Source organism: Pseudomonas sp. GW822-FHT04C11 (assembly GCF_058800905.1).
The window spans coordinates 141,228-157,115 of record NZ_JBXAMS010000005.1 but is presented as its reverse complement, the minus strand read 5'-3'; the positions used below and the strand labels follow the sequence as shown (position 1 = coordinate 157,115).

The following is a 15,888-nucleotide window of genomic DNA, read 5'->3' as shown; positions in this document are numbered from 1 at the left end:
TTGCCGTTATTTTATTAGCGTCATATCACGTTGCCTATTTAATGAATTGAACACTTGTTATGGTTTCAAAACATGACAAACAGTCGACTCGAGATGAGAGGTAAGGATGTCGCAACCGGCGCAAACGCTTCGACTCGGCGGGCTGATGCTGTGAGGTTGTTGCTTGACTATCAGCCGCCTTATGACTGGCCGGCGATGCTCGGCTTTTTGTCGGCGCGGGCGATTGCCGGGATGGAGTCGGTGGTCGATGGTGTGTACTCGCGCAGCATCAGCCTGAACGGTGTGCACGGCACGTTTTCGATTACGCCAGCGGCTGATAATGCGCTGGAGGTGAGGCTGTGCTTCCCCGATGCGTCAGTCGTGCCCGAGATCATTACGCGGTTGCGGCGGATGTTCGATCTGGACGTGGACTTGCCGCGTATCCACCAGCAACTGGCGGTTGATCCGTTGATGGCAAGGTTGATTGACGAGCGTCCTGGTTTACGGGTGCCGGGGACCTGGGACGGACTGGAGCTGGCGGTTCGTGCGGTGCTGGGCCAGCAGATCACGGTCGGCGCCGCGATCAAGCTGGCAGGTAAGTTGGTGGCGCAGTATGGCGAACCGTTGTCTGCGCCGCTGTCAGGATTGACTCATGTGTTTCCTCAAGCGGCGGTGCTGGCGACAGCGGATCTGGCAACGTTGGGAATGCCGAAAAGCCGTGGGCGGACGCTGTCTGGCGTGGCGCAGGCGTTGCTTGACGATCCCTTGTTGTTTGAACCGGGTCGGGGCGACGGTATTGCGCGATTGCTGGCATTGTGGGGGATTGGCGACTGGACGGCGCAGTACATCGCGTTGCGACAGATGCGCGAGATGGATGCGTTTCCGTCAGGCGATGTGGGATTGATCAACGCGCTGGCGGCGCTGGAAGGCGGGCCGGTGACGCCGCGCGAGTTGTTGGCCCGTGCCGAGGCTTGGCGACCGTGTCGGGCGTATGCGGCGCAGCTGCTGTGGACGTCGTTGGTTCGCATCGATTGATCGTTCCCACGTTCCGGTGGGAACGATCATGGGGGCTCACCATCGCGCCCGATGTGACCCCAATTCCCCGGCCGGAATGGCCCACTGCAACGGCGTGCCGGTTATTTTCAGCGGTACATGCAACCGATGCGCCGGGCCCCAGGGTGTCTGTTCGATCACCATTCCCTGATCGTTGTCATCTTCAGGCCGCAAGGCCTCATCCGTTCCCGGACCCTGTTCAACCAGCAACTTTGCCGTGCGCGCCAGAGACAATCGTGCCGAGCCACTGCGTCCGCTACTTAATTGCTCGGCCAACAACTTGATCGCACTGGCCGCCATCAGGTAACCGGTGGCGTGGTCCAGCGCCTGAACCGGCAAGGGTGTCGGTTTGTCCGCCTGCTTCCACCCCATCCCGGCCTCGGCGATGCCGCTGCTCATTTGCACCAGGCTGTCGAAACCACGACGGTTTTGCCAAGGGCGCTCCAGCCGTACGCATTGAGGCAAACGTCGATCAGGCCGGGGGCGAGTTCCTGCCGTTCGGCGGTGCCGTAGCCGAGGTGTTCGAGGGCATTGGCGCGGTAACCGTGGAGCAGGATGTCGGCGTCCTTGAGCAAGCTTTCGAATACCCCGCGATCGACGCTGTTGTGCAGGTCGAGGCGGGCGCAGCGTTTACCCAGGGTGACTTCCGGAATCACACCCGGTTCGTTCCACTGCGGTGGATCAATGCGCAGCACATCGGCACCCAGTCCCGCAAGGAAGCGGCTGGCAACGGGCCCGGCGAGGACGCGGGTCAGGTCCAGCACCTTGATGCCCGCCAGCGGTTGTGCGACCGAACCTTGCCAGGCTTTCGAGCGTTCGCTGTTGCCGGCGGAAAAATCAATCAGTGGCTCGGCGTTGACCGCCAACCCTTGAGGGTGGGACTGCCATTGTGGCCATGAGCGCATTTCAGCGGCGCAACCACCAGCCTCGACTATCGCGTGTTCCAGATCTCTTTTGCTCCATTGAGCGACCTTGGCGGCCATCGCGCTGCGATCAAAGCAGTGTCCCAGCACCTGCTCGGCGGCACTGCGGTGATGGGGGGCATTGGTGTGCAGGCGAATCCAGCCGTCCTGGGTCGCGTAGTCACCCGCGATGGGGTCCCACAGCGGTGGCACGTTCCAGCCGATCGGGCGGATCGATGTGGCAAACCAGAAGGAGGCGAGACGACGGTCGACTTCAAGGGCCGGTAACCGACCGGTCTGTTGCCGGAGCAATTCGCAGGCGGCCTGGCCGGCAGCCGCGATGCTGGCGCTGGCGAGGTCCGTCACGGCAAACACCGAGGGCAGGGCGCCTTTGGAGGTAAAGGTGATCGCAGTAGCGGGCAAGCCGAGCGCAGCTTGAATGGACGTCAGGAAATCAGTCATCGAAGGCCCTCCGGAAGAGAGCACCGATAATAGAACAAAAGATCACAATCTGTAGGCGCCCCCCCGCTCCTACAGAAAGCAAGGCCAGTTGAGCCTGGAAGATTGAATCAGGCCAATTCAGGGGTTGTGGCGTAAGCCTGTTCCAGCAGCACGGTGAAGCGGTTGAAGGCGTCGATGGCGCCATTCTCGACTGCGGCTTCTTCTTCGGCACTGAACTCAAGACCGTCGAGGGTTTTGACGAAGCGTTTCCAGCCTTCGGCGCGGCCACCGGCAGGTTCTCCCAGGTGACGGGCACCAAAGGTTTCGCTCAAACCCAGGCTAACGGCACGCTTGATCAGGAACGCGGCACCGAGTTTCGACCCTTCGGAGACGAAGATCCAGCCCAGGGCTTCGGCCTTGCCCGGGTTTTTCACGGCACCGGCCACCGGGGCCGGGACGTCGGTTTCCAGGTCAGCCAGGTCAGCCTTGGCGGCGTCGGCACGGCAACGCTGCGGCAGGTCCGGGACGATGGCGATCAGCTCGGCATCGTTGTACAGCGACACCAGTTCTGACTGGAACAGGTACTGGGCAACCACGAAGCGGGCGAAGTTGGCTTGGGTTTCGAACGGTGCATGGGCTTTCACCAGCGCGTCGAGCTTGCTGTGTGGCTCATTAGTGATCTGGTTCAGGCGTTGCGAGCGCAGGCTCGGGCGTTCAGAGGTATGGGCAGCGGTCATGAAGAGGTCCTTGAGAATGAAAGGCGCGTTGTAACTGGACGAACCAGACGACGCGGCAGCGTAAAAAATCCTCACTGCGCTTTCGTCCAAAAGCGCAGCAAGGCTCCATCAGTCAGATGTCCCAGATCAGGTTGATCGCGAAGTTGCGGCCCGGCTCGGTCAGGCGATCAAGGTTGGCCGGGCTGATCACGGCGGCTTCACCGACGCTGTCGTAACCGCGCACGTTGTCCCACTGCCAGTATTTCTTGTCGGCCAGGTTGTACACGCCAGCGCTGACGGTGACGTCGTCGGTCACTTTGTAGAAACCGCTCAGGTCGACCACGCCATAGCCCGGCGTCTTGAACTGGCTGCTGACGCCATCCGGCGACTTGAAGCTGCTGCTGTCGACGAGGTTTTTCTTCTGCACCAGGGTCCAACTGAGCAAGGCACCGTAGTTGTCCTGGTCGTAACCCAGGCCGAACACGCCGGTCAGCGGGTTGACCGCGTTGAGCGGTTCGCCGGTGTCGTTGTTGCGACCATGGGCATAAGCCACCGAACCCCGGGTGTAGAGGCCTTGCGGTGCGCCGAAGGTGTCGAGGTTCAGGCGGCCTTTGAGCTCAACGCCCTTGATGGTTGCGCGTTTGATGTTGTTGCTCTGGAACGTCAGCTCGTTGTAGCCCGGGGTGACGGCGTCTTCGTTGATGAAGTCGCGATACTTGTTATAGAACACCGCCACATCGAAGTGACCGGACTCGAAGTTGCCACGCAGGCCGGTCTCGTAGCTCTGGCTTTTTTCCGGCCCCAGATTCGGGTTCGGCTCCACGCGGTAGCCGGTGGTGGTGTTTTCGAAACGGCCATACAGCGCCTTGGCGGTCGGGGTGCGGAAACCTTCGGCGTACTGACCGTACCAGGTGTAGTTGTCGGTCAGGGCGTAGGTCAGGCCGAACTTGGGCGATACGCGATGCCAGGTCTTGTTCTCGTCGCTGACCGTGCCTTTGCCGTCGGCGGCCACGGTGTTGAGGAATTCCTGGGTGATGTGCGGCTTGAGCTGGGTGTAGTCGTAGCGCAGGCCCGGCAGGAAGGTCCATTTGTTCCAGCGGATCTGATCCTGGGCGAACAGGCTGTAGGTGTTGATGGTCGGGTCCGGGAAGTCGCTGGACTTCTTTAGCACATCGCTAGGACTGATCGCGCCGATCGCTGTGCAACCACGGCCAACTGCCAGGCAGGTTCCGCTGCCGCTGCGCGAGCCGGTGACTTTCTCTTGCTTGATGGTGGTGCCGTACGTCAGCAAATGGTCGGTTTCACCGAGGCTGAAGGCCTTATCGAGTTGGGCGTCGAATACCCACTGCTTTTCTTCGTAGAGGGTTTCGCGGCTGCGCATCACGTTGCGGCTGAACGGGAAGTAGTTTTCCAGGGTGCTCTGATCGGTCTTGGCAATCTGGTAGTTCAGGCTCCACTTGAGGTGATCGACCAGCAAGGCATCGAGGGCGAAGCTGTTTTCCAGGCCGAAACGTTCGCGGGTGATGGTGTCGTTGCCGGTGCGCGAGCGGTACATGCCCACTGGCTTGCCTTTGTCAAAAGGACCGCCGACGGCGCTTTGCTGGTCGGTGTCGCGGTCGTCCTTGTACTTCTCATAGGTCAGGCCCAGGCGCGCATCATCGGCGTAGTTCCAGCCGGCTTTGGCCAGCACGTTGGTGGTGCGCACGTCTTCCGGGTTGGCGGCGGTGCGATTGAGCCCCGTGCCGTTGTTGCTGCCGAAGGATTCGGTTTCGTGACCATCACGCTGACTGAAGTGCAGCAAGCCGTCGAGCTGCTCGGCGCGCCCGGCGACGCTGGCGGATTTCAGCCAGCTGTCATCAGCAGAGTTGTAGCCGGTTTTCAGGCGGGCGCCGACGTCTTTGCCGGGCTTGATGATGTCATCCGGGTCGAGGGTGAAGTAGCTCACCGCACCGCCGATGGCGTTGCTGCCGTAGAGCACCGACGCCGGGCCGCGGAGGATTTCCACGCGTTTGATGATTTCCGGGTCGACGTAGTTGCGCTGGGTCTTGGCGTACGGACCGTTGAAGAAACCGTTGGGCACTTCGACGCCATCGACCTGGGTCAGGACCCGGTCACCGTCGATACCGCGAATGTTGTAGCCGCTGATGCCGCCACGGGTGCCGGTGCCGCCGACCGAAACACCCGGTTCGTAGCGCACCAGTTCCTTGATGGTGTTGACGTTGTCGTGGTCCAGCTCTTCGCGAGTGTGCACGGTGACGGTGCTCGGTACGCTGTCGACGCTCTGCTCCTGACGGGTGGCGCTGATGGTCATCTGCTGCAGGGCGAGGGTGCCGCCGACACTGCGTTTTTCCAGCACGATGTTGTGATTGCCCAGCTTGCGATAGCTCAGGTTGGTCCCCACCAACAGGCGATCGAGGGCTTTTTCCGGGGGCAGCGAGCCGTGTACGCCCGGCGAGGCGACGCCTTCAGCCAGTTCGGCCGGCAAGCCGACCTGCCAACCGGTTACGGCGGTAAAGGCATTGAGTGCCGACACCAATGGCTGCTGGGCAATCGCGAACGAGTAGTCGCCCATGTTACGGCTCGGTTGTTCGACGGTGGCGGCCGAGACCTGTGCCGTGCCGGCCAACAGAATGGCGGCAGTCAGCAGGGGCAGCACGCAGGAAGGTGAAGAGGACCGGCGGGTAAGGCGAGAGGACATCGATAGCGCTCCGTGTCGCACGAATCTTATAGGTGCAGACTCACATCAGAGATGCGAATCAATTGCATTGGCTATAACGAGACGAACGATGAAACGCTATCGAGTAAAAATAATTCTCATTTAGTTCAGGATCACCAGTGCCGGAAATTCCTCGAGCCTGGCCGAGGTGATGTGGGCCAGCGAGCGCACCACGTCCAGCGGTTGGTCGAGACGGTAATTACCGGTCACCGCGACGTTGGCCAACTGTTCATTGGTGTTGATGATCCAGCCTGGGTAGTAGCGGCGCAACTCGGCCAGCACTTGGCTCAATGGGCAGTTTTCAAACACCAGTCGGCCCTGGACCCAGGCCAGATCGGTCGCCGGGTCGAGTCTGGCCGGTTGATCGAAGCCATTAGGGCCGATACGAATGCTTTCGCCCGCGCTCAGGCGCACGCGGGCGTTGCTGTGGGTGGTGCGCAAGTCGACGTCGCCGCGTTGCACGCGAACCTGCGCAATGCCGTCCAGGTAACGCACGGCGAGCGTGGTGTCGCGCACGCTGGCCGTGACCGGGCCGGCGTCGATTTCCAGTGGCAGGCCGCGATTGGCCGCCACCTCGAAATAGGCCTCGCCCTGATACAGGCGGGCAATGCGCTGCTGGTCGTTGATGGTGCTGGAGAACGCCGAATTGGTGTTGAGCAGGACTTTTGAACCGTCCTCCAGTTGCAGGCGCTGACGCTCGCCGACCACAGTCAGATGATCCGCCTGAATCCGCATCGGCAGGTTGCTGAAGCTGAACAGCCCGAGGATCAACACTGCCGCCATGGCCAGCGGTTTCCAGTGCGGGCGCAGGCGCTCAAGTTTTGAGATCTTGCGTTTGGTCGTGCTCAAACCCAGCGCGGCTTGCGCGACCTGCGGCCCGTCCCAGATCGCCTGGGCCTTGGCGAATGCTTCGGCGTTGCGCGGGTCGGCGGCAAGCCAGTCGTGGAATTCGCGGCTTTGTTGCTCGCTCGGACTGTCCAGCACGATCAGCCAGTCCAGCGCCTGGTCCATGGCGCTGGTGCTGGCTGAGTCCCGCGCCGGGAGTGGCGGGTGGGAAGGTGGGCTGTCCGTCACGGGTGTTCCTCGGCTGCGTCTGCGCGCGGCTGGTTTTTGATAGGGGGAGTGCAAACGACGGCTAAGGGTAGCAAAGCCTGAGTCATGACGTCGTTGTGCAAAATAATGGCTGGCAGACTCAGTGCTCGTTGAGGCGATCAGCGACACCGACGCAGATTGCCATGATCAGCTTCAGGTCTTTTTGCACGGTGCTCAAGGACACGCTGAGCTGTTCGGCGATCTCCAGATAGCTGTGCCCGTGCAGGCGGCTGAGGATGAAGATCTGCTGTTGGCGCGGGCTGAGTTGGCTGAGGCTGATGTTCAAGCGTTCGAGCAACTGTTCGGCATGGGCGGCGTCCTCGGCACTGCTGAGCGGCGCGGCGATGTTTTGCACGACGTCCAGCGGAACGTCTTCGAGCATCGTTCGGGACTGAATGCGCCGTGCGCGCAAATGGTCCAGCGCCAGGTTGCGGGCAGTTTGAAACACGAAAGGTTCGAGGTGATCGATGGCCCGTTCACTCAACGCGCGGGCCACTCGCAGGTAGGTTTCCTGCAAAAGGTCCTCGGCGGTGCTGTGGTTGTTGACCATCCGCTCCAGGGTCCGCAGCAGCGAGACTCGCTGCGCGAGGAAGACATGGTTGAAGCGCGATTGACTCACAGTAGGACCTGATCCATTTCAAGCGAATGATAATGCTTATCATCTGCTTGAAAGGTCAAGCGCTACCGGTGAGAATTATTTGCGGCCTTGCAGGTACACCGGGTAATCGGGGATCCGGTACGCGTGCGGCTGATCCATCAGCGGGCTGCTGAGCAGGTAATCGGCGCTGCATTCATTGCAGGCCACTGGAATGTTCCAGACCGCCGCGACCCGCAGCAATGCCTTGATGTCCGGATCGTGAGGTTGCGGCTCGAACGGGTCCCAGAAGAACACCAGCATGTCGACCCGCTGCTCGGCGATTCGCGCCCCCAGTTGTTGGTCGCCACCCAACGGGCCACTGATCATGCTTTCAACGGGCAGGCCCAGGCGTTTGCTCAACAGCATCCCGGTGGTGCCGGTGGCCACAAGCTCGTGTTGGGCGAGCTTGTCCTTCTGCCGCTCGGCCCAGTCCAGCAAGAACACTTTGCAGTGATCATGGGCAACCAGGGCGATGCGTTTGCGCGCCGCCATGGTTTTTTTGGTAAAGCTGATACCGATCATCGGCTGCTGCTCCCGCGTTACTGTAGGGGCAATCGGCCTTATTCGGCGTTGCACAGGGCGAGGCAGTTATCGAGCATGCGGTTGGAGAAGCCCCATTCGTTGTCGTACCAGGCCAGCACCTTGAGCAGCTTGCCGCTGGACTTGGTGTGATTGGCATCGAAAATCGACGACAGCGGGTTGTGGTTGAAGTCGCTGGAAACCAGCGGCAGGGTGTTGTAACCAAGGATCTTCGAGTGCTGGCTGGCTTCTTTGAGCAATGCGTTGACCTCGCCAGCGCTGGCTTCGCGCTTGAGCTGCACGGTCAGGTCCACCAGCGACACGTTGATCACCGGCACGCGCACCGACATGCCGGTCAGTTTGCCAGCCAGTTCCGGCAGCACCAGGCCCACCGCTTCGGCGGCGCCGGTCTTGCTCGGGATCATGTTCTGGGTGGCCGAACGCGCACGGTACGGGTCGACGTGGTAGACATCGGTAAGATGCTGGTCATTGGTGTAGGCGTGGATGGTGGTCATCAGACCGCTCTCGATGCCCAGCTCGCGGTGCAACACCTGAGCCACCGGGGCCAGGCAGTTGGTGGTGCACGACGCATTGGAAATGATCTGGTGCGATTGGCGCAGGATGTCGTGGTTGACCCCGTACACCACGGTGGCGTCGGCGCCTTTGGCCGGGGCCGAGATAATCACTTTGCGCGCGCCGGCGCTAATATGGGCAGCGGCTTTGGCACGGTCGGTGAACAGGCCGGTGCATTCGAACACGACGTCGACCTTTTCGGCAGCCCACGGCAATTCGGCCGGGTTGCGAATGGCGCTGACCGAAATCCGGTCGCCGTTGACGGTCAGGCTTTCCTGATCGTGCTGCACATCGGCATCGAAGGTGCCGTGCACGGTGTCGTACTTGAGCAGGTGGGCGTTCATCGAGCTATCGCCCAAATCGTTGATGGCGACGATCTGTAAATCCTGACGGTAGCCTTGGGTATACAGTGCGCGAAGGACATTGCGGCCAATGCGGCCAAAACCATTGATTGCAATTCGTAGAGTCATATGAAAAGCGCCTTCGTCATATTTGTTGTTGGAATTACAAGATTATTCGCAAAAAAATAGAAAACAAGCCTTTTTAGTGGCAATATTTTGTTTTATCTACAACGAGTGACCTGAATCAACTGGTCCGAGTGGTCAAGAAAACCGTCAGCGCGTCACGCGTCGATGCCTCTTGATCAGCATAGACACGAACAGGTCGCCACATCCGTTAGCCTGGAGTTCTACACATGCATCCCCGCGTACTTGAGGTCACTGAACGGCTTGTCACCCGTAGCCGCGCTACCCGTGAGGCCTACCTTGCACTGATTCGCGGCGCCGCCAGCGATGGCCCGATGCGCGGCAAGCTGCAATGCGCCAACTTCGCCCACGGCGTGGCCGGATGTGGCACCGAAGACAAGCAAAGCCTGCGGATGATGAACGCCGCCAACGTGGCGATTGTTTCGTCATATAACGACATGCTCTCGGCGCATCAGCCGTACGAGCACTACCCGGAACAAATCAAACACGCATTGCGCGAGATCGGTTCGGTCGGCCAGTTCGCCGGCGGCGTACCGGCCATGTGTGACGGCGTGACCCAGGGCGAGCCGGGCATGGAACTGGGCATTGCCAGTCGTGAAGTGATCGCGATGTCGACCGCTGTCGCGCTGTCGCACAACATGTTCGACGCGGCAATGATGCTCGGTATCTGCGACAAGATCGTGCCGGGCCTGATGATGGGCGCATTGCGCTTCGGTCATCTGCCGACGATTTTCGTTCCGGGCGGGCCGATGGTGTCGGGCATTTCCAACAAGGAAAAAGCCGACGTGCGCCAGCGCTACGCCGAAGGCAAGGCCAGCCGCGAAGAGCTGCTGGAGTCGGAAATGAAGTCCTACCACAGCCCTGGCACCTGCACCTTCTACGGCACCGCCAACACCAACCAGTTGCTGATGGAAGTCATGGGCCTGCACTTGCCGGGCGCATCCTTCGTCAACCCGAACACCCCGTTGCGTGATGCCCTGACCCGTGAAGCCGCGCACCAGATCACCCGCCTGACCAAGCAAAGCGGCAACTTCATGCCGATCGGCGAAATCGTCGACGAGCGTTCGCTGGTCAACTCGATTGTTGCGTTGCACGCCACCGGCGGCTCGACCAACCACACCCTGCACATGCCGGCCATCGCCATGGCGGCCGGTATTCAACTGACTTGGCAGGACATGGCCGACCTCTCCGAGGTGGTGCCGACCCTGAGCCACGTCTACCCGAACGGCAAGGCCGACATCAACCACTTCCAGGCTGCGGGCGGCATGTCGTTCCTGATCCGCGAACTGCTGGAAGCCGGCCTGCTTCACGAAGACGTCAACACCGTGGCTGGCCATGGCCTGAGCCGCTACACCCAGGAACCGTTCCTGGAAAACGGTGAGCTGGTCTGGCGCGAAGGTCCGATCGAAAGCCTCGATGAAAACATCCTGCGTCCGGTCGCCCGTGCGTTCTCGCCAGAAGGCGGCCTGCGGGTGATGGAAGGCAACCTCGGTCGCGGGGTGATGAAAGTCTCGGCCGTGGCACCGGAACATCAAGTGGTCGAAGCACCGGCGATGGTCTTCCAGGATCAGCAGGACCTGGCCGATGCGTTCAAGGCCGGCCTGTTGGAGAAGGACTTTGTCGCGGTGATGCGCTTCCAGGGCCCGCGCTCCAACGGCATGCCGGAACTGCACAAGATGACGCCGTTCCTTGGCGTGTTGCAGGACCGCGGCTTCAAGGTTGCGCTGGTGACTGACGGGCGGATGTCCGGCGCGTCGGGGAAAATCCCGGCGGCGATTCACGTCAGCCCGGAAGCCTTTGTCGGTGGTGCTTTGGCTCGCGTGCAAGAGGGCGATATCATCCGCGTCGATGGCGTCAAAGGCACCTTGCAGCTGTTGGTGGACGCCGATGAATTTGCCGCTCGTACACCCGCCAAAGGCCTGCTGGACAACGGCATTGGTTGTGGTCGCGAGTTGTTTGGCTTCATGCGCATGGCCTTCAGCTCGGCAGAGCAGGGCGCCAGCGCCTTTACCTCTGCCCTGGAGACCCTTAAGTGAAACTAGCGCTGGTCGGTGACATTGGTGGAACCAATGCGCGTTTTGCGTTGTGGAAAGACCAGCAACTGGAGTCGATCCAGGTGCTGGCGACGGCCGACTATGCCTGCCCGGAAGACGCCATCGGCGTCTACCTGAGCGGCCTCGGCCTGGCGCCCGGTTCGATAGGCGCGGTGTGCTTGTCGGTAGCCGGCCCGGTCAGCGGTGACGAGTTTCGTTTTACCAACAACCACTGGCGGCTGAGCCGCAAGGCCTTTTGCCAGACCTTGCAGGTCGACCGGCTATTGCTGGTCAACGATTTTTCGGCCATGGCGCTGGGCATGACGCGCCTGCAACCAGGCGAGTTCCGGGTGGTCTGCGAAGGCACGCCGGAGCCGTTGCGCCCGGCCGTGGTGATCGGTCCCGGTACTGGCCTTGGGGTCGGCACCTTGCTGGATCTTGGTGAAGGCCGTTGGGCCGCATTGCCAGGGGAGGGTGGACATGTCGACCTGCCACTGAGCAGTCCGCGAGAAACCCAACTGTGGCAGCACATCTACAACGAGATCGGTCACGTCAGTGCCGAAACAGCGCTGAGCGGCAGCGGTTTGCCGCGCGTCTATCGGGCGATCTGTGCTGTCGACGGGCATGAACCTGTGCTCGATACCCCGGAAGCCATCACCGCCGCCGGCCTTGCAGGCGACCCGATTGCCGTGGAAGTGCTTGAGCAGTTCTGCTGCTGGCTCGGTCGAGTGGCCGGCAACAACGTGCTGACCGTCGGTGGGCGTGGCGGTGTCTACATCGTCGGCGGGGTGATTCCACGGTTTGCCGATTTCTTTCTCAAGAGCGGTTTTGCCCGCTGCTTCGCCGACAAGGGCTGCATGAGTGAGTACTTCAAGGGCATTCCGGTCTGGCTGGTGACCGCACCGTATTCCGGTTTGACCGGCGCGGGAGTGGCACTGGAACAGGCTTGATACCTGTGGCGAGGGAGCTTGCTCCCGCTCGGCGGCGAAGCAGTCGCAAAACCTGACACTGCGGTTCTCGGATAATCCGCGTTCGCCGGGTTCAGGAGCGCTTCGCACTCCAGCGGGAGCAAGCTCCCTCGCCACAAAAGCTCGTTCGCGATGCATTTTTGATCAGGCATAATCCGTCCCAACACTAACAACAAGGATGCCTTCGAAGTGAGCTCAGTCAACAAGTCGATTTTGTTGGTCGATGACGATCAAGAGATACGCGAGTTGCTGGACACCTACCTCAGCCGCGCAGGGTTTCAGGTGCGGACCACGCCCGACGGCGCCGGTTTTCGCCAGGCGTTGAACGAGGCGCCGAGTGATCTGGTGATCCTTGATGTGATGTTGCCCGACGAAGACGGCTTCAGCCTGTGCCGCTGGATTCGCCAGCACCCGCGCCAGGCCCAGGTGCCGATCATCATGCTCACCGCCAGTTCCGACGAGGCCGACCGGGTCATTGGCCTGGAACTCGGCGCCGACGATTACCTTGGCAAACCCTTCAGCCCTCGTGAGTTGCAGGCACGAATCAAAGCCTTGCTGCGACGTGCCCAATTCGGTCAGGAGCGCTCTGGCGGCGAGGTGTTGGCCTTCGATGAATGGCGGCTGGACATGGTCAGCCACCGGCTGTTCCACACCGACGGCGAAGAGGTGATTCTCTCCGGCGCCGATTTCGCACTGCTGAAACTCTTCCTCGATCACCCGCAGGAAATCCTCGACCGCGACACCATCGGCAATGCCACCCGTGGCCGCGACCTGATGCCGCTCGATCGCATCGTCGACATGGCCGTCAGCCGTTTGCGCCAGCGTCTGCGCGATACCGACAAACCTCCTCGCCTGATCCGCACCGTGCGCGGCAGCGGTTATCAACTGGCCGCCAATGTAGTCGCCAGCAATGGCCACTGAGTTCTTCAGTCGCCTGATACGGCGGGTGCCGGTGCCGCGTTCGCTGCTTGGGCGGATGTTGCTGCTGACCCTGCTGGCGGTGCTGTTTGCACAGACGCTGTCGAGCGTGATCTGGGTTTCGCAATTGCGTGCAACGCAGCTGGAAGGACTGGTCACCGCGGCCCGCAGCCTGGCGCATTCGATGACCGCCAGCGTCAGTTACTTTCGTTCCTTGCCGGTGGCGTACCGGCCGCTGGTTCTCGACCAGTTGCGCAGCATGGGCGGTACTCGTTTCGTGGTGACGCTCAACGACAAACCGCTGGAAATGCAGCTGTTGCCGCCGACCCCGCGCAAACAAGCAGTGTTGGCGGCGGTGGATGACGTGTTGCGCGAATCGCTGGGCGCGGACACCAATATCTCGGTGCAATTCGTCAGCCCGGACGATCTGCGGATCTTCAATGGCGGTTTGAAACTCGACGAATTGCCGAGGTCCTGGGCGCATTACGCGCTGACCCTGGAGCCAGTCAATCCACCAGTGCTGGTTACCCAAATCAAACTGGCCCAAGGCGAATGGCTGTACATCGCTTCGCTGTTGCCCGAGCCCTATACCAGTCTGGAAGAGCAGGGCCTGCCGTCGCAGCAGGTCTGGTTCATCGTGCTCACCAGCGGTTTTCTGTTGTTGTTTATTGGCCTGTTGGTGCACTGGCAGAGCCGGCCGCTCAAGCGTCTGGCACGGGCCGCACGGGACATGTCGCTGGGCGCCGAAGTGGAGCCGGTGGCCGAGGGCGGTGGCAGTGAAGTGGTCGAAGTCGGCCGCGCCTTCAACGCCATGCGCGAGCGCATCAGCCGCTACCTGACGGAGCGCAGCCAGTTGTTCAGCGCCATTTCCCATGACTTGCGCACCCCCATCACGCGTCTGCGCCTGCGGGTCGAGTTGTTGGAAGATGAGCGGCTGCAAGCCAAGTTCGGGCGTGATCTGGATGAATTGGAGCTGCTGGTCAAAGGCGCGCTGCAATGCGTCAAGGACACCGACATTCACGAAAACATCGAGCCGGTGGACCTCAATCATGTACTCGATTGCCTGGTCGAGCCTTACCTGGCGCCCAACGGCAATGGTCGCGTAACCCAGCAAGGCCGGGCGCTGGCGCCGTATCCGGGTAAGCCGCTGGCGCTCAAGCGCTGTATTGGCAACCTGATCGACAACGCCCTCAAGTATGGGCAGAACGCCCATCTGCACATCGATGATGATGACAGCGCGTTTATCTTGCACGTCGACGACGAAGGCCCGGGCGTGCCTGAGCAGCGACTGGAGCAAGTGTTCGAGCCGCACTTTCGTCTGGCCGGACAGCAGCAGGGTTACGGGTTGGGGTTGGGCATTGCGCGCAATATCGCCCATAGCCATGGTGGAGAAGTCAGCCTGCAGAATTTGCGCGAGGGCGGACTGCGGGTAACGTTGCAGCTACCCAGAGATTGATGATCGTTCCCACTCTGCGTGGGAACGATCAATGTCACAAGTCAGTGACATACCCGGCCCCCTTCGTTACCTGCCCGCCACCGCCCGTTGTTTAGACTCCCCTCAGTCATAACAACAAAAAAGGCATCCCATGAACACCGCCCCTCCTGCTTTCAGCAGTTGGCTGAACGCACCTGCCCATCAGCAATGGCTGGCCGATGAAGGCTTGCGCCTGCTGGCTTTCGCCAAGGCCTCGAAGCTGTCCGAAGGCTTCGGCAACCTGGACGAACACGGCCAATTATCGGCTGACGCCCAGGCCCACACCATGAACACCGCCCGCATGACCCACAGCTTCGCCATGGCCCACATCCAAGGCTTACCGGGGTTTGCCGAGCTGGTGGATCACGGCATCAATGCCCTCAATGGCCCGCTGCGTGACGCCGAATTCGGTGGCTGGTTTGCGGCCCCCGATCACCGTGATGGCGATACCGGCAAGGTCGCTTATCTGCATGCTTTCGTGGCACTCGCGGCGAGTTCTGCGGTGGTCGCCCAAAGGCCCGGTGCAGAGGCGTTGCTCAACGATGCCATCGCGATTATCGAGCAGCATTTCTGGAGCGAAGAGGAGGGCGCGATGCGCGAATCCTTTAATCGCGACTGGAGCGAAGAGGAACCCTATCGCGGTGCCAACAGCAACATGCACGCCACCGAAGCCTTTCTCGCGCTGGCCGATGTCACGCAGGACAGCCGTTGGCTGAACCGCGCCCTGCGGATTGTCGAACGGGTGATTCACCGGCACGCAGCGGCCAACGACCATTTAGTGGTCGAGCATTTTGATCGCGATTGGCAACCGTTGCGCGACTACAACCAGGCCAATCCGGCTGATGGCTTCCGACCGTACGGCACCACGCCGGGCCATGGTTTCGAATGGTCACGACTGCTGTTGCACCTGGAGGCTACACGCGGGCAGGCCGGGATGTTAACCCCCGGTTGGCTGCTGAGCGACGCGCAACAACTCTTCGCCAACAACTGCCTTCACGGATGGGACGTCGATGGCGCGCCAGGCATTGTCTACACCCTCGACTGGGACAATCGCCCGGTCGTGCGCCAGCGTTTGCACTGGGTTCACTGCGAAGCCAGTGCCGCCGCCAGTGCCTTGCTCAAGCGTACCGGTGAGGCGCAATACGAAACCTGGTACCGGCGTTTCTGGAAGTTCAGCGACCGCAACTTGATCGACCGGATTCACGGCAGCTGGCACCACGAGCTTGACCCGCAAAATCGTCCGAGCGCCGAGATCTGGGGTGGCAAACCAGATCTTTATCACGCCTGGCAAGCGGTGTTGATTCCACGCTTGCCGCTGGCGCCGAGCATGGCCAGTGCATTGGCTCAAGGCTCTGTCTCGGTACTTATGTAACCATGCGGTG

Annotated in this window: 12 protein-coding genes and 1 pseudogene; 6 read left to right on the top strand and 7 right to left on the bottom strand. The window is 61.2% G+C overall.

Features of this window, described 5'->3' with window-relative positions; genetic code table 11:
• The first annotated feature begins 150 nt into the window (after positions 1-150).
• A complete protein-coding gene (locus tag AC1RJ3_RS10455; protein ID WP_493078789.1) occupies positions 151-1,014 on the top strand; it encodes a DNA-3-methyladenine glycosylase family protein in 864 nt (287 codons plus the stop codon).
• A gap of 36 nt (positions 1,015-1,050) precedes the next feature.
• Here AC1RJ3_RS10455 and AC1RJ3_RS10450 read toward each other — a convergent pair.
• The 7 genes and pseudogenes from AC1RJ3_RS10450 to gap all read right to left on the bottom strand — a co-directional run bounded on the left by AC1RJ3_RS10450 (position 1,051) and on the right by gap (position 9,098).
• Positions 1,051-2,396 (bottom strand): annotated as a pseudogene (locus tag AC1RJ3_RS10450) (CoA transferase).
• A gap of 107 nt (positions 2,397-2,503) precedes the next feature.
• Entirely contained in the window at positions 2,504-3,112 is a 609-nt protein-coding gene (locus AC1RJ3_RS10445) for a biliverdin-producing heme oxygenase (RefSeq protein WP_493078787.1), read from the bottom strand.
• Between the two features lie 112 nt (positions 3,113-3,224).
• The gene (locus AC1RJ3_RS10440; RefSeq protein ID WP_493078785.1) at positions 3,225-5,789 is read right to left on the bottom strand and encodes a TonB-dependent receptor; all 2,565 of its coding nucleotides are present in this window, start codon (positions 5,787-5,789) and stop codon (positions 3,225-3,227) included.
• A 120-nt stretch (positions 5,790-5,909) separates the two neighbouring features.
• Complete coding sequence (locus AC1RJ3_RS10435) at positions 5,910-6,881, bottom strand: FecR family protein (protein ID WP_493078783.1); 972 nt, start codon at positions 6,879-6,881, stop codon at positions 5,910-5,912.
• A 118-nt stretch (positions 6,882-6,999) separates the two neighbouring features.
• Positions 7,000-7,518, bottom strand: coding sequence for an RNA polymerase sigma factor (locus tag AC1RJ3_RS10430; protein WP_493078781.1), 519 nt, complete (start codon positions 7,516-7,518; stop codon positions 7,000-7,002).
• A gap of 75 nt (positions 7,519-7,593) precedes the next feature.
• Positions 7,594-8,058 (bottom strand): methylglyoxal synthase, encoded by a 465-nt coding sequence (locus tag AC1RJ3_RS10425; protein ID WP_493078779.1) that lies wholly within the window; start codon positions 8,056-8,058, stop codon positions 7,594-7,596.
• Between the two features lie 38 nt (positions 8,059-8,096).
• Positions 8,097-9,098 carry a type I glyceraldehyde-3-phosphate dehydrogenase gene (gap, locus tag AC1RJ3_RS10420; protein WP_054593689.1) on the bottom strand — a complete coding sequence of 334 codons (1,002 nt, stop codon included), beginning with the start codon at positions 9,096-9,098 and terminating at the stop codon, positions 8,097-8,099.
• Positions 9,099-9,322: 224 nt separating this feature from the next.
• Here gap and edd point away from each other — a divergent pair, with 224 nt between their 5' ends.
• From edd to AC1RJ3_RS10395, 5 genes are all read left to right on the top strand, one after another.
• The gene (gene edd / locus AC1RJ3_RS10415) at positions 9,323-11,149 is read left to right on the top strand and encodes a phosphogluconate dehydratase (RefSeq protein WP_054593688.1); all 1,827 of its coding nucleotides are present in this window, start codon (positions 9,323-9,325) and stop codon (positions 11,147-11,149) included.
• Positions 11,146-12,096: a glucokinase gene (locus tag AC1RJ3_RS10410; RefSeq protein WP_347927820.1), complete on the top strand. Its 951-nt coding sequence runs from the start codon at positions 11,146-11,148 to the stop codon at positions 12,094-12,096. Before edd ends, AC1RJ3_RS10410 begins: the two co-directional genes overlap by 4 nt.
• A 207-nt stretch (positions 12,097-12,303) precedes the next feature.
• A complete protein-coding gene (locus tag AC1RJ3_RS10405) occupies positions 12,304-13,035 on the top strand; it encodes a response regulator (RefSeq protein ID WP_103314995.1) in 732 nt (243 codons plus the stop codon).
• Positions 13,036-13,066: 31 nt separating this feature from the next.
• Positions 13,067-14,488 carry an ATP-binding protein gene (locus tag AC1RJ3_RS10400; protein WP_347930080.1) on the top strand — a complete coding sequence of 474 codons (1,422 nt, stop codon included), beginning with the start codon at positions 13,067-13,069 and terminating at the stop codon, positions 14,486-14,488.
• 130 nt (positions 14,489-14,618) lie between these two features.
• Positions 14,619-15,878, top strand: a complete 1,260-nt coding sequence (locus AC1RJ3_RS10395) for a D-mannose isomerase (protein WP_493078775.1) — start codon at positions 14,619-14,621, stop codon at positions 15,876-15,878.
• Positions 15,879-15,888 lie beyond the last annotated feature (10 nt).

Excerpts from the sequence above, each read along its gene's own strand:
- AC1RJ3_RS10445 (WP_493078787.1), bottom strand. The coding sequence starts at position 3,112 with ATGACCGCTGCCCATACCTCTGAACGCCCGAGCCTGCGCTCGCAACGC.
- AC1RJ3_RS10440 (WP_493078785.1), bottom strand. The coding sequence starts at position 5,789 with ATGTCCTCTCGCCTTACCCGCCGGTCCTCTTCACCTTCCTGCGTGCTG.
- AC1RJ3_RS10425 (WP_493078779.1), bottom strand. The coding sequence starts at position 8,058 with ATGATCGGTATCAGCTTTACCAAAAAAACCATGGCGGCGCGCAAACGC.
- gap (WP_054593689.1), bottom strand. The coding sequence starts at position 9,098 with ATGACTCTACGAATTGCAATCAATGGTTTTGGCCGCATTGGCCGCAAT.
- edd (WP_054593688.1), top strand. The coding sequence starts at position 9,323 with ATGCATCCCCGCGTACTTGAGGTCACTGAACGGCTTGTCACCCGTAGC.
- AC1RJ3_RS10395 (WP_493078775.1), top strand. The coding sequence starts at position 14,619 with ATGAACACCGCCCCTCCTGCTTTCAGCAGTTGGCTGAACGCACCTGCC.